Below are 13,712 nucleotides of genomic sequence, written 5' to 3'. Positions count from 1 at the left end.
AGAGGAAATTATGACTTTTAAATCAGGCTTTGTAGCCATTTTAGGACGTCCCAATGTTGGGAAGTCAACCTTTTTAAACCACGTCATGGGGCAAAAGATTGCCATCATGAGTGACAAGGCGCAGACAACGCGCAACAAAATCATGGGAATTTACACGACTGATAAGGAGCAAATCGTCTTTATTGATACACCAGGGATTCACAAACCTAAAACGGCTCTCGGAGATTTCATGGTTGAGTCTGCCTACAGTACCCTTCGCGAAGTGGATACTGTTCTTTTCATGGTGCCTGCTGATGAAGCGCGTGGTAAGGGAGACGACATGATTATCGAGCGTCTTAAGGCTGCCAAGGTTCCTGTGATTTTGGTGGTGAACAAGATTGATAAGGTTCATCCAGACCAGCTTTTGTCTCAGATTGATGATTTTCGTAATCAAATGGACTTTAAGGAAATCGTTCCAATCTCAGCTCTTCAGGGAAATAATGTCTCACGTTTAGTTGATATTTTGAGTGAAAATCTGGACGAAGGTTACCAGTATTTCCCGTCTGATCAAATCACAGACCATCCAGAACGTTTCTTGGTTTCAGAAATGGTTCGCGAGAAGGTTCTTCATTTAACGCGTGAAGAGATTCCTCACTCAGTTGCCGTTGTGGTTGATTCTATGAAACGAGATGAAGAGACAGACAAGGTTCACATTCGTGCAACCATCATGGTCGAGCGTGATAGTCAAAAAGGGATTATCATCGGTAAAGGTGGCGCTATGCTTAAGAAAATCGGTAGCATGGCCCGTCGTGATATTGAACTCATGCTAGGAGATAAGGTCTTCCTAGAAACCTGGGTCAAGGTCAAGAAAAATTGGCGCGATAAAAAGCTAGATTTGGCTGACTTTGGCTATAATGAAAAAGAATACTAAGTAGAGGTGGGCTCATGCCTGCTTCTTGTTTTTACAGAAGGAGGACTTATGCCTGAATTACCAGAGGTTGAAACCGTTCGACGTGGCTTGGAAAAATTGATTCTGGGTAAGAAGATTTCGAGTGTAGAAATTCGCTATCCCAAGATGATTAAGACGGATTTGGACGAGTTTCAAAAGAAAGTGCCTGGTCAGATTGTTGAGTCAATGGGACGTCGTGGTAAATATTTGATTTTCTACCTGACAGACAAGGTCTTGATTTCCCATTTGCGGATGGAGGGCAAGTATTTTTACTATCCGGACCAGGTTCCTGAACGAAAACATGCCCATGTTTTCTTTCAGTTTGAAGATGGTGGCACGCTTGTTTATGAGGATGTTCGCAAGTTTGGTACTATGGAACTTTTGGCTCCTGACCTTTTGGAAGTCTACTTTATTTCTAAAAAACTAGGACCTGAACCAAGCGAACAAGACTTTGATTTGCAGGTCTTTCAAACTGCCCTAGCTAAGTCCAAAAAGCCTATCAAATCCCATCTCCTAGACCAGACCTTGGTAGCTGGACTAGGTAATATCTATGTGGATGAGGTTCTCTGGCGAGCTCAGGTTCATCCGGCTAGACCTTCCCAGACGTTGACAGCAGCAGAAGCGACAGCTATTCATGACCAGACCATTGCTGTATTGGGACAGGCTGTTGAAAAAGGCGGTTCCACCATTCGAACCTATACCAATGCCTTTGGGGAAGATGGAACTATGCAGGATTTTCACCAGGTCTATGACAAGGCTGGTCAAGAATGTTCACGTTGTGGCACTGTGATTGAAAAAATCCAACTAGGCGGACGTGGAACTCACTTTTGTCCTCAGTGCCAAAGGAGGGGCTGATGGGAAAAATCATCGGAATCACAGGTGGAATTGCCTCTGGCAAGTCAACCGTGACAAATTTTCTAAGAAAGCAAGGCTTTCAAGTGGTGGATGCTGACGCTCTTGTTCACCAACTACAGAAACCTGGTGGTCGTCTATTTCAGGCTCTAGTCCAGCATTTTGGGCAAGAAATCATCCTTGAAAACGGAGAACTTAATCGCCCTCTCCTGGCTAGTCTCATCTTTTCAAATCTTGAAGAACGAGAATGGTCTAAGCAAATCCAAGGAGAGATTATCCGTGAGGAACTAGCTACATTAAGAGACCAATTGGCTCAGACAGAAGAGATTTTCTTCATGGATATTCCCCTACTTTTTGAGCAGGACTACGTCTCTTGGTTTGATGAGACTTGGTTGGTCTATGTGGACCGAGATGTCCAAGTGGAACGTTTAATGAAAAGGGATCAGTTGTCCAAAGATGAAGCTGAGTTTCGTCTGGCAGCCCAGTGGCCTTTAGAGAAAAAGAAAGATTTGGCCAGCCTTGTTTTAAACAACAATGGAAATCAGGACCAGCTTCTTACTCAGGTGTTCTCCCTGCTTGAGGGAGGTAGCGAAGATGACAGAGATTAACTGGAAGGATAATCTGCGCATTGCCTGGTTTGGTAATTTTCTAACTGGAGCCAGTATTTCTTTGGTTGTGCCCTTTATGCCCATCTTTGTGGAAAATCTAGGTGTAGGAAGTGGGCAAGTCGCTTTTTATGCAGGCTTAGCTATTTCTGTCTCTGCTATTTCCGCGGCAATTTTCTCTCCTATCTGGGGCATCCTTGCTGATAAATACGGTCGAAAACCCATGATGATTCGTGCTGGTCTGGCCATGACCATTACTATGGGAGGCTTGGCTTTTGTGCCAAATATTTATTGGTTAATCTTTCTTCGTTTATTAAATGGTGTATTTGCAGGTTTTGTTCCTAACGCCACAGCCTTGATAGCTAGTCAGGTTCCCAAGGAGAAATCAGGCTCTGCTCTCGGAACTTTGTCTACTGGCGTAGTTGCAGGCACTCTAACTGGTCCCTTTATTGGTGGCTTTATTGCAGAATTATTTGGTATTCGTACAGTTTTCTTACTGGTTGGTAGTTTTCTATTCTTAGCTGCTGTTTTAACTATTTGCTTTATCAAGGAAGATTTTCAACCACTAGCCAAGGAAAAGGCCATCCCAACAAAGGAATTATTTACATCAGTTAAATATCCCTATCTCTTGGTCAACCTCTTTCTGACTAGTTTTGTCATCCAATTTTCAGCCCAATCAATCGGCCCTATCTTAGCTCTGTATGTACGCGACTTAGGCCAGACAGAGAATCTTCTTTTTGTCTCTGGTTTGATTGTATCTAGTATGGGCTTTTCCAGTATGATGAGTGCAGGAGTCATGGGAAAGCTAGGTGACAAGGTGGGCAACCATCGCCTCTTGGTTGTAGCCCAGCTTTATTCAGTCATCATCTATCTTCTTTGTGCCAATGCCTCTAGCCCCCTTCAACTAGGACTTTATCGTTTCCTCTTTGGATTGGGAACCGGTGCGCTGATACCTGGCGTTAATGCCCTTCTCAGTAAAATGACCCCCAAAGCCGGTATTTCGAGGGTCTTTGCCTTTAATCAGGTATTCTTTTATCTGGGAGGTGTCGTTGGGCCTATGGCAGGTTCTGCAGTAGCAGGTCAATTTGGCTACCATGCAGTATTTTATGCGACAAGCCTTTGTGTTGCCTTTAGTTGTCTCTTTAACCTTCTTCAATTTCGAACATTATTAAAAGTAAAGGAAATCTAGTGCGAGTAAAAATTAATCTCAAATGCTCCTCTTGTGGCAGTATCAATTACCTAACTAGTAAAAATTCAAAAACCCATCCAGACAAGATTGAGGTTTTAAAGTATTGTCCCAAGGAAAGAAAAGTAACCCTACATCTTGAATCTAAGTAGATTTTATGGTAAAATAATAGGGATTTTAAGGAGTTTGATATGTATAACCTATTATTAACCATTTTATTAGTATTATCTGTTGTGATTGTGATTGCGATTTTCATGCAACCAACCAAAAACCAATCCAGCAATGTATTTGATGCCAGCTCAGGTGATTTGTTTGAACGCAGTAAAGCACGCGGTTTTGAAGCTGTAATGCAGCGTTTGACAGGGATTTTAGTCTTTTTCTGGCTAGCCATTGCCTTAGCATTGACGGTATTATCAAGTAGATAAGAAAATAATGGGCAGGACTAGGTCTTTGCCTCTTTTTATTTTTAAAGGATGTGCAAGAAGGTTTTGCAGTAAAAGAAAATTAAAAAATCTAGAAAGAAAATATGAAAGATAGAATAAAAGAATATTTACAAGATAAGGGAAAGGTAACTGTCAATGACTTGGCTCAGGCTTTGGAAAAAGACGGTTCCAAGGATTTTCGTGAGTTGATTAAAACCTTGTCCCTAATGGAAAGAAAGCACCAGATACGCTTTGAAGAAGATGGAACTTTGACTTTGGAAGTTAAGAAAAAACATGAGATTACTCTCAAGGGGATTTTTCATGCTCATAAAAATGGCTTTGGCTTTGTTAGTCTGGAAGGCGAGGAGGACGACCTTTTTGTAGGAAAAAACGATGTCAACTATGCTATTGATGGTGATACCGTTGAGGTCGTGATTAAGAAAGTCGCTGACCGAAATAAAGGAACAGCAGCCGAAGCCAAAATTATTGATATCTTAGAACACAGCTTGACAACCGTTGTCGGCCAAATCGTTCTAGATCAGGAAAAACCCAAGTATGCTGGTTACATCCGTTCAAAAAATCAGAAAATCAACCAACCGATTTACGTTAAGAAACCAGCTCTAAAACTAGAGGGAACAGAAGTTCTCAAGGTCTTTATCGATAAATACCCAAGCAAGAAACATGATTTCTTTGTCGCTAGTGTCCTCGATGTGGTGGGGCATTCAACGGATGTCGGAATTGATGTTCTTGAGGTTTTGGAATCAATGGACATTGTCTCAGAATTTCCAGAAGCCGTTGTCAAGGAAGCAGAAAGTGTGCCGGATGCTCCGTCTCAAAAGGATATGGAAGGCCGTCTGGATTTGAGAGATGAAATTACTTTTACCATTGACGGTGCGGATGCCAAAGACTTGGACGATGCAGTGCATATCAAGGCCTTGAAAAATGGAAATCTGGAGCTTGGTGTTCACATCGCAGATGTTTCCTACTATGTAACTGAGGGTTCTACCCTTGACAAGGAAGCCCTTAACCGCGCGACTTCAGTCTATGTAACAGACCGTGTGGTTCCAATGCTTCCAGAACGCCTATCAAATGGAATTTGCTCACTTAACCCGCAAGTGGACCGCTTGACCCAGTCTGCCATTATGGAGATTGATAAACATGGTCGTGTAGTCAACTACACTATCACACAAACGGTTATCAAGACCAGTTTTCGTATGACCTATAGCGATGTCAATGATATCCTAGCAGGTGACGAGGAGAAGAGACAAGAGTATCAGAAAATTGTTCCAAGTATCGAACTCATGGCCAAGCTCCATGAAATTTTAGAAAATATGCGTGTGAAACGTGGAGCCCTCAATTTCGATACCAATGAAGCTAAGATTTTAGTGGATAAACAAGGTAAGCCTGTTGATATTGTTCTTCGTCAACGTGGTGTTGCCGAGCGCATGATTGAGTCCTTCATGTTGATAGCCAACGAAACAGTTGCCGAGCATTTCAGCAAGCTGGATTTGCCTTTCATCTATCGTATCCATGAGGAGCCTAAGGCTGAAAAAGTTCAGAAGTTTATTGATTATGCTTCAAGTTTTGGATTGCGCATTTATGGGACTGCTAGTGAGATTAGCCAGGAGGCACTTCAAGACATCATGCGTACTGTTGAGGGAGAACCTTATGCAGATGTATTGTCCATGATGCTTCTTCGCTCTATGCAGCAGGCCCGCTATTCGGAGCACAATCACGGCCATTATGGATTAGCGGCTGACTATTATACTCACTTTACTAGTCCGATTCGTCGTTATCCAGACCTTCTTGTTCACCGTATGATTCGTGATTACGGCCGTTCTAAGGAAATAGCCGAGCATTTTGAGCAAGTGATTCCAGAGATTGCGACCCAGTCTTCCAACCGTGAACGTCGTGCCATTGAGGCTGAGCGTGAAGTCGAAGCCATGAAAAAGGCTGAGTACATGGAAGAATACGTGGGTGAAGAGTATGATGCGGTTGTATCCAGCATTGTCAAGTTTGGTCTCTTTGTTGAATTGCCAAACACAGTTGAAGGCTTGATTCACATCACAAATTTACCTGAATTTTATCATTTCAACGAACGTGATTTGACTCTTCGTGGGGAGAAATCGGGAACAACCTTCCGTGTCGGACAGCAGATTCGCATTCGGGTTGAAAGAGCTGATAAGATGACGGGCGAAATTGACTTTTCTTATATTCCAAGTGAATTTGATGTGATTGAAAAAGGCTTGAAACAGTCTAGTCGCAATGATAGAGGGCGTGGTTCAAGTCGTCGTTCAGATAAGAAGGAAGATAAGAGAAAATCAGGACGCTCAAATGATAAGCGCAAGCATTCACAAAAAGACAAGAAGAAAAAGGGCAAGAAACATTTTTACAAGGAAGTAGCTAAGAAAGGAGCCAAGCATGGCAAAGGGCGAGGGAAAGGTCGTCGCACAAAATAAAAAGGCACGCCACGACTATACTATCGTAGATACGTTAGAGGCAGGGATGGTCCTGACTGGAACTGAAATCAAGAGTGTACGAGCAGCTCGAATCAATCTCAAGGATGGCTTTGCCCAAGTAAAAAATGGAGAAGTTTGGTTGAGCAATGTTCATATCGCTCCTTACGAAGAGGGCAATATCTGGAACCAGGAACCAGAACGTCGTCGCAAACTCCTGCTCCATAAAAAGCAAATCCAAAAATTAGAACAAGAGACCAAAGGGACAGGAATGACCCTGGTTCCTCTTAAAGTTTATATCAAAGATGGATATGCCAAGCTCCTTTTAGGTTTAGCTAAAGGGAAGCATGACTATGATAAACGGGAGTCAATCAAACGTCGTGAGCAGAATCGCGATATTGCGCGCGTGATGAAAGCTGTTAATCAGCGATAAAAAGAGGAAATGAAAATGGAAAAACTAGTTGCCTATAAACGTATGCCTTTGTGGACTAAAGAAACCATGCCAGAGGCTGTTCAGCAAAAGCACAATACCAAGGTTGGGACTTGGGGCAAGATTACTGTTTTAAAAGGAACTCTCAAGTTTATTGAATTGACAGAGGATGGTAAGGTTTTAGCTGAGCACCTCTTTGAAGCAGGGGCTGACAATCCCATGGCACAACCACAAGCCTGGCACCGAGTAGAGGCTGCTACAGACGATGTAGAATGGTATTTGGAATTTTATTGTAAACCTGAGGATTATTTCCCTAAAAAATACAATACCAATCCGGTTCATTCAGAGGTCCTAGAGGCTATGCAGAAAGTAAAACCAGGGAAAGCCTTAGATTTGGGCTGTGGTCAAGGCCGTAATGCTCTCTTTCTAGCCCAGCAAGGTTTTGATGTGACAGCTGTGGATCAAAATGAATTATCTCTTGAAATCTTGCAAAGCATTGTGGAGCAGGAAGACCTGGATATGCCTGTTGGCCTTTACGATATCAATTCATCCAGTATTGGGCAAGCGTATGATTTCATCGTATCGACAGTTGTTTTGATGTTTTTGCAAGCAGACCGCATTCCTGCAATTATCAAAAATATGCAGGAGCATACCACGGTCGGTGGTTATAATCTTATCGTTTGTGCCATGGATACGGAAGATTATCCTTGCTCAGTGAACTTCCCATTCACATTTAAAGAGGGAGAATTGGCAGACTACTACAAGGACTGGGAATTGATTAAGTACAATGAAAATCCAGGCCATCTTCACCGTCGCGATGAGAATGGCAATCGTATTCAACTACGCTTTGCGACCATGCTAGCTAAGAAAATCAAATGAACATGAATGAAGATTAGGAAATTTCCTGATCTTTTTTCTTTTTTTACGAATAATATAGAAAAGGAGGGAAATCATGTTTGTTGCGAGAGATGCTAGGGGAGAATTGGTAAATGTGTTAGAGGATAAACTTGAGAAGGAAGAATACACCTGCCCAGCTTGTGGAGGTCAGCTCCGTTTGCGTCAAGGACCAAGTGTCCGGACCCATTTTGCCCACAAAACCTTAAAAGACTGTGATTTTTCCTCTGAAAATGAAAGTCAAGAACACTTGGAAAATAAGGAAGTCCTTTATCACTGGTTGAACAAAGAGGCAGAGGTGCAATTAGAATACCTGCTTCCAGAGCTTAAACAGATTGCGGATGTGTTTGTAAATGGCATCCTAGCTTTAGAGGTTCAGTGTAGTCCCTTGCCACAGAAACTTCTTAAAGAGCGTAGCGAGGGCTATCGTAGTCAGGGTTACCAAGTACTGTGGTTACTGGGAGAAAAACTTTGGCTCAAGGAGCGTTTGACTCGTCTGCAAGAAGGTTTTCTCTATTTTAGTCAAAACGTGGGCTTTTATGTTTGGGAATTAGACAGTGAAAAACAAGTTTTAAGACTCAAATACCTGATTCACCAAGATCTCCGCGGTAAACTCCATTATCAAATCAAGGAATTTCTCTATGGTCAAGCTAGTTTATTGGAAATATTGCGTTTCCCTTATAAGAAACAAAAAATATCTCATTTTACAGTTTCTGAGGATAAGGACATCTGTCGCTATATCCGACAGCAACTCTATTACCAAAATCCTATTTGGATGAAAGAACAAGCAGAAGCTTATGAAAAGGGAGATAATATCCTGACTTATGGGCTGAAAGAATGGTATCCACAAATTCGACCACTAGTAGGTGAGTTTTGCCAGATTAAGCAAGATTTGATTTGCTATTATCAGTATTTTCAAACCTATTACCAACAAAATCCTCAAAATGATTGGCAAAAGCTCTATCCACCAGCCTTTTATCAGCAATATTTCTTGAAAAATATGGTAGAATAGAAAGGATGGAGGAATCTAATGGTATTACAAAGAAATGAAATAAATGAAAAAGATACATGGGATCTATCAACGATTTACCCAACTGACCAGGCTTGGGAAGAAGCCTTAAAAGATTTAACGGAACAATTGGAGAAAGTAGCCCAGTATGAAGGCCATCTCTTGGATAGTGCGGATAGCCTACTAGAAATTACTGAATTTTCTCTTGAAATGGAACGCCAAATGGAGAAGCTTTACGTTTATGCTCATATGAAGAATGACCAAGACACACGTGAAGCCAAGTACCAAGAGTACTATGCTAAGGCAATGACTCTCTATAGCCAGCTAGACCAAGCTTTTTCATTCTATGAACCTGAATTTATGGATATTAGCGAAAAGCAGTATGCTGACTTTTTAGAAGTTCAACCAAAATTGCAGGTTTATCAACACTATTTTGACAAGCTTTTACAAGGCAAGGAACACGTTCTTTCACAACGTGAAGAAGAATTATTAGCTGGAGCTGGGGAAATCTTTGGTTCGGCAAGTGAAACCTTCGCTATCTTGGACAATGCGGATATTGTGTTCCCTTATGTCCTCGACGATGATGGTAAGGAAGTTCAGCTATCTCATGGGACTTACACACGCTTGATGGAGTCTAAAAACCGTGAGGTTCGTCGTGGTGCCTATCAAGCCCTTTATGCAACTTATGAGCAATTCCAACACACCTATGCTAAAACTTTACAAACCAATGTTAAAGTACAAAACTACCGAGCCAAAGTTCGCAACTACAAGAGTGCTCGTCATGCAGCCCTCGCAGCAAATTTTGTTCCAGAAAGTGTTTATGACAATTTGGTAGCAGCAGTTCGCAAGCATTTGCCACTCTTGCATCGTTACCTTGAACTTCGTTCAAAGATTTTGGGAATTTCAGACCTTAAGATGTACGATGTCTACACACCGCTTTCATCTGTTGAATATAGTTTTACTTACGAGGAAGCTTTGAAAAAGGCCGAAGAAGCCTTGGCAGTCTTGGGTGAGGATTACTTGAGTCGTGTTAAACGTGCCTTCAGCGATCGTTGGATTGATGTTTACGAAAACCAAGGCAAGCGTTCAGGTGCCTACTCAGGTGGTTCTTATGATACCAATGCCTTTATGCTTCTTAACTGGCAGGACAATCTAGACAATCTCTTTACTCTTGTTCATGAAACAGGTCATAGTATGCACTCAAGCTATACTCGTGAAACTCAACCTTATGTTTACGGAGATTATTCTATCTTCTTGGCAGAGATTGCATCAACGACCAATGAAAATATCTTGACGGAGAAATTATTGGAAGAAGTGGAAGACGACGCAACGCGCTTTGCTATTCTCAATAACTTCCTAGATGGTTTCCGTGGAACAGTTTTCCGCCAAACTCAATTTGCTGAGTTTGAACACGCCATTCACCAAGCGGATCAAAATGGTGAAGTCTTGACAAGTGATTTCTTAAATAAACTCTACGCAGACTTGAACCAAGAGTATTATGGTTTGAGTAAGGAAGACAATCCTGAAATCCAGTACGAGTGGGCACGCATTCCACACTTCTACTATAACTACTATGTATACCAATATTCAACTGGCTTTGCAGCAGCCTCAGCCTTGGCTGAAAAGATTGTGCATGGTAGTCAAGAAGACCGTGACCGCTATATCGACTACCTCAAGGCAGGTAAGTCTGACTATCCACTTAATGTCATGAGAAAAGCTGGTGTTGATATGGAGAAGGAAGATTACCTAAACGATGCCTTTGCAGTCTTTGAACGTCGCTTAAATGAGTTTGAAGCCCTTGTTGAAAAATTGGGATTGGCATAAGATGGTTGAATCGTATAGTAAAAATGCCAACCATAACATGCGTCGTCCTGTCGTCAAAGAAGAAATTGTAGACTTGATGCGTCAGCGTCAAAAGCAAGTCACAGGATCTTTGAAAGAATTGGAAGACTTTGCTCGCAAGGAAAATATTCCCATTATTCCTCATGAAACGGTTGCTTATTTCCGTTTTCTCATGGAAACCATGCGGCCTAAAAATATTCTGGAAATTGGGACGGCTATCGGTTTTTCAGCCCTCTTGATGGCTGAACATGCGCCAAATGCTAAGATTACAACCATTGACCGCAATCCAGAAATGATTGGATTTGCCAAGGAAAATTTCGCCCAGTTTGACAGTCGCAAGCAAATTACGCTCCTAGAAGGAGATGCGGTAGATGTCTTATCTACCTTGACAGAGTCCTATGATTTCGTCTTTATGGATTCAGCCAAGTCTAAATACATCGTCTTTCTGCCAGAAATCCTCAAACATTTGGAAGTCGGTGGTGTGGTTGTTTTGGATGATATTTTCCAAGGTGGTGATGTTGCCAAGGATATTATGGAAGTCCGTCGTGGTCAGCGAACTATTTACAGAGGACTTCAAAGACTATTTGATGCAACCTTAGACAATCTAGGACTCACCGCAACATTAGTACCTCTGGGGGACGGTATTCTCATGCTTCGTAAAAATGTAGCAGATGTTCAATTGCCTGACAGCGAATGATTTTCAGAAAAATTTAAGAAAATATAGTAAAATAGATAGGGTAACACTTATCTCAAAGGAGTAGACATGAAGAAAAAACTATTGGCAGGTGCCATTACATTATTATCAGTAGCAACATTAGCAGCTTGTTCCAAAGGTTCAGAAGGAGCAGATCTTATCAGCATGAAAGGGGATGTCATCACAGAACATCAATTTTATGAGCAAGTGAAAATCAATCCTTCAGCCCAACAAGTCTTGTTGAATATGACCATCCAAAAAGTATTTGAGAAGCAATATGGCTCAGAAGTAGATGACAAAGAAATCGATGATATCATTTCTGGAGAAGAAAAACAATATGGTGAGAATTACCAACGTGTCTTATCACAATCAGGTATGACTCTTGAAACACGTAAAGCACAAATTCGTACAAGTAAATTAGTTGAATTTGCAGTTAAAAAGGCTGCAGAAGCTGAATTAACTGATGAAGCGTATAAGAAAGCATTTGAGAGCTATACTCCGGACGTAACTGCTCAAATTATTCGTCTCGATAATGAGGATAAAGCGAAAGAAGTACTCGAAAAAGCTAAGGCAAGTGGCGCAGATTTTGCTCAATTAGCTAAAGATAACTCAACTGATGAGAAAACTAAAGCTAACGGTGGTGAAATCACTTTTGATTCAGCTTCAACAGAAGTACCAGATCCAGTTAAGAAAGCAGCTTTTGCCTTGGATGTTAATGGCATTTCTGATGTCATTACAGCTACTGGTACTCAAGCATACAGCAGTCAGTATTACATTGTAAAACTCATTAAGAAAACAGAAAAGTCATCTAATATCGATGACTACAAAGAAAAATTGAAAACTGTTATCTTGACTCAAAAACAAAATGATGCATCATTTGTTCAAAGTATTGTCGGAAAAGAATTGCAGGCTGCCAACATCAAGGTTAAAGACCAAGCCTTCCAAAATATCTTTACCCAATATATCGGTGGTGGAGATTCAAGCTCAAGCAGTTCTTCAAAAGAATAAAACAGAAAAGAGCCAAGCGCTCTTTTTCTTATGAGAAAATCTATTATCTTAAGGGTAAGAGTTTTTTTCTTTCGGAAAAAATGGTATAATAGCAATCAAAACTAGAAAATAAACGGAATTTGGGAATAATTTCTTTTGTTCTCATTAGATTGGTGATACTATGAAGATTAGTAAGAGGCACCTGTTAAACTATTCTATTCTAGTTCCTTACTTACTTTTATCTATTTTGGGCTTGATTGTAGTTTATTCTACAACTAGTGCCATTCTTATCGAAGAAGGTAAAAGTGCCCTCCAATTGGTTCGAAGTCAGGGAATGTTTTGGATACTTAGTTTAATATTGATTGCCTTGATATATAAGCTGAAACTGAATTTTTTAAGAAAAGAACGACTGCTATTTATTGTTATGTTTGTTGAGCTGATTCTTTTGGCTCTGGCTCGCTTAATTGGTACGCCAGTCAATGGAGCCTATGGTTGGATTTCAGTAGGACCTTTGACCATTCAGCCAGCTGAGTATTTGAAGATTATCATCGTCTGGTACTTGGCCCAACGTTTCTCAAAACAACAGGATGAAATTGGAATTTACGATTTTCAAGTTTTAACTCAAAATCAATGGATTCCTCGTGCTTTTAATGATTGGCGCTTCGTCCTACTAGTCATGATAGGAAGTTTAGCTATTTTCCCAGATTTGGGGAATGCGACCATCCTAGCTCTGGTCGCCTTGATTATGTATACAGTTAGTGGAATTGCTCATCGTTGGTTTATAGCCTTTATCGGTGTATTATTTGGAGTTTCAGCCCTGTCCTTATCAGCTATTTCTATGATCGGGGTTGATAAGTTTTCAAAAGTTCCAGTATTTGGTTACGTTGCTAAGCGTTTCAGTGCCTACTTTAATCCCTTTGCCGATTTGGCAGGGTCAGGTCACCAACTTGCAAATTCCTACTTTGCCATGGTAAATGGTGGGTGGTTTGGTCTAGGCTTAGGAAATTCAATCGAAAAACGTGGTTATTTACCAGAGGCCCATACAGACTTTGTATTTTCAATTGTTATTGAAGAGTTTGGATTTGTGGGAGCCAGCTTGATTTTAGCCCTTGTCTTTTTCCTGATTTTACGAATTATCCTAGTCGGTATTCGTGCTAAGAATCCCTTTAATTCCATGATGGCGATTGGGGTTGGGGGGATGATGCTGGTACAGGTATTTGTCAATATCGGTGGAATTTCTGGCATTATTCCTTCGACAGGAGTAACCTTCCCCTTCTTATCACAAGGAGGGAACAGTCTCCTAGTCTTGTCTGTAGCCATTGCTTTTGTCTTAAATATTGATGCAAGTGAAAAACGTGCCCAATTATATGAGGAGTTAGAAACTCACTCATCAAACTATATGTAGAG

14 protein-coding genes are annotated in these 13,712 nt (G+C 41.1%); all 14 read left to right on the top strand.

Features of this window, described 5'->3' with window-relative positions:
• The first annotated feature begins 10 nt into the window (after window positions 1–10).
• A complete protein-coding gene (era, locus tag HMPREF2701_RS08190; RefSeq protein ID WP_049488721.1) occupies window positions 11–910 on the top strand; it encodes a GTPase Era in 900 nt (299 codons plus the stop codon).
• Window positions 911–958: 48 nt separating this feature from the next.
• Window positions 959–1,783, top strand: a complete 825-nt coding sequence (mutM, locus tag HMPREF2701_RS08185; RefSeq protein ID WP_070482732.1) for a DNA-formamidopyrimidine glycosylase — start codon at window positions 959–961, stop codon at window positions 1,781–1,783.
• Window positions 1,783–2,388 (top strand): dephospho-CoA kinase, encoded by a 606-nt coding sequence (gene coaE, locus HMPREF2701_RS08180; RefSeq protein WP_061589921.1) that lies wholly within the window; start codon window positions 1,783–1,785, stop codon window positions 2,386–2,388. Before mutM ends, coaE begins: the two co-directional genes overlap by 1 nt.
• Window positions 2,375–3,574 (top strand): multidrug efflux MFS transporter PmrA, encoded by a 1,200-nt coding sequence (locus HMPREF2701_RS08175; protein ID WP_061589920.1) that lies wholly within the window; start codon window positions 2,375–2,377, stop codon window positions 3,572–3,574. The genes coaE and HMPREF2701_RS08175 overlap by 14 nt, the downstream gene beginning before the upstream one ends.
• Complete coding sequence (rpmG, locus tag HMPREF2701_RS08170; RefSeq protein WP_001809104.1) at window positions 3,574–3,723, top strand: 50S ribosomal protein L33; 150 nt, start codon at window positions 3,574–3,576, stop codon at window positions 3,721–3,723. Before HMPREF2701_RS08175 ends, rpmG begins: the two co-directional genes overlap by 1 nt.
• A 39-nt stretch (window positions 3,724–3,762) precedes the next feature.
• Entirely contained in the window at window positions 3,763–3,996 is a 234-nt protein-coding gene (gene secG / locus HMPREF2701_RS08165; protein ID WP_000282517.1) for a preprotein translocase subunit SecG, read from the top strand.
• 101 nt (window positions 3,997–4,097) lie between these two features.
• The gene (rnr, locus tag HMPREF2701_RS08160; RefSeq protein WP_061589919.1) at window positions 4,098–6,452 is read left to right on the top strand and encodes a ribonuclease R; all 2,355 of its coding nucleotides are present in this window, start codon (window positions 4,098–4,100) and stop codon (window positions 6,450–6,452) included.
• Window positions 6,415–6,882: an SsrA-binding protein SmpB gene (gene smpB, locus HMPREF2701_RS08155; RefSeq protein WP_001051750.1), complete on the top strand. Its 468-nt coding sequence runs from the start codon at window positions 6,415–6,417 to the stop codon at window positions 6,880–6,882. Before rnr ends, smpB begins: the two co-directional genes overlap by 38 nt.
• A 15-nt stretch (window positions 6,883–6,897) precedes the next feature.
• Complete coding sequence (gene tehB, locus HMPREF2701_RS08150) at window positions 6,898–7,758, top strand: SAM-dependent methyltransferase TehB (protein WP_061589918.1); 861 nt, start codon at window positions 6,898–6,900, stop codon at window positions 7,756–7,758.
• A 73-nt stretch (window positions 7,759–7,831) separates the two neighbouring features.
• A complete protein-coding gene (locus HMPREF2701_RS08145; protein ID WP_061589917.1) occupies window positions 7,832–8,785 on the top strand; it encodes a competence protein CoiA in 954 nt (317 codons plus the stop codon).
• Between the two features lie 18 nt (window positions 8,786–8,803).
• A complete protein-coding gene (gene pepF, locus HMPREF2701_RS08140) occupies window positions 8,804–10,606 on the top strand; it encodes an oligoendopeptidase F (protein ID WP_061589916.1) in 1,803 nt (600 codons plus the stop codon).
• Between the two features lies 1 nt (window position 10,607).
• Window positions 10,608–11,321, top strand: a complete 714-nt coding sequence (locus HMPREF2701_RS08135; protein WP_083281756.1) for an O-methyltransferase — start codon at window positions 10,608–10,610, stop codon at window positions 11,319–11,321.
• 66 nt (window positions 11,322–11,387) lie between these two features.
• A complete protein-coding gene (prsA, locus tag HMPREF2701_RS08130; RefSeq protein WP_049488739.1) occupies window positions 11,388–12,326 on the top strand; it encodes a peptidylprolyl isomerase PrsA in 939 nt (312 codons plus the stop codon).
• A 160-nt stretch (window positions 12,327–12,486) separates the two neighbouring features.
• Entirely contained in the window at window positions 12,487–13,710 is a 1,224-nt protein-coding gene (gene ftsW / locus HMPREF2701_RS08125) for a cell division peptidoglycan polymerase FtsW (RefSeq protein WP_049488741.1), read from the top strand.
• The last annotated feature ends 2 nt before the right edge of the window (window positions 13,711–13,712 follow it).

Source organism: Streptococcus sp. HMSC077D04, assembly GCF_001808785.1.
Lineage (GTDB): Bacteria > Bacillota > Bacilli > Lactobacillales > Streptococcaceae > Streptococcus > Streptococcus mitis_BX.
This window is presented reverse-complemented; position numbering and strand designations above follow the sequence as displayed.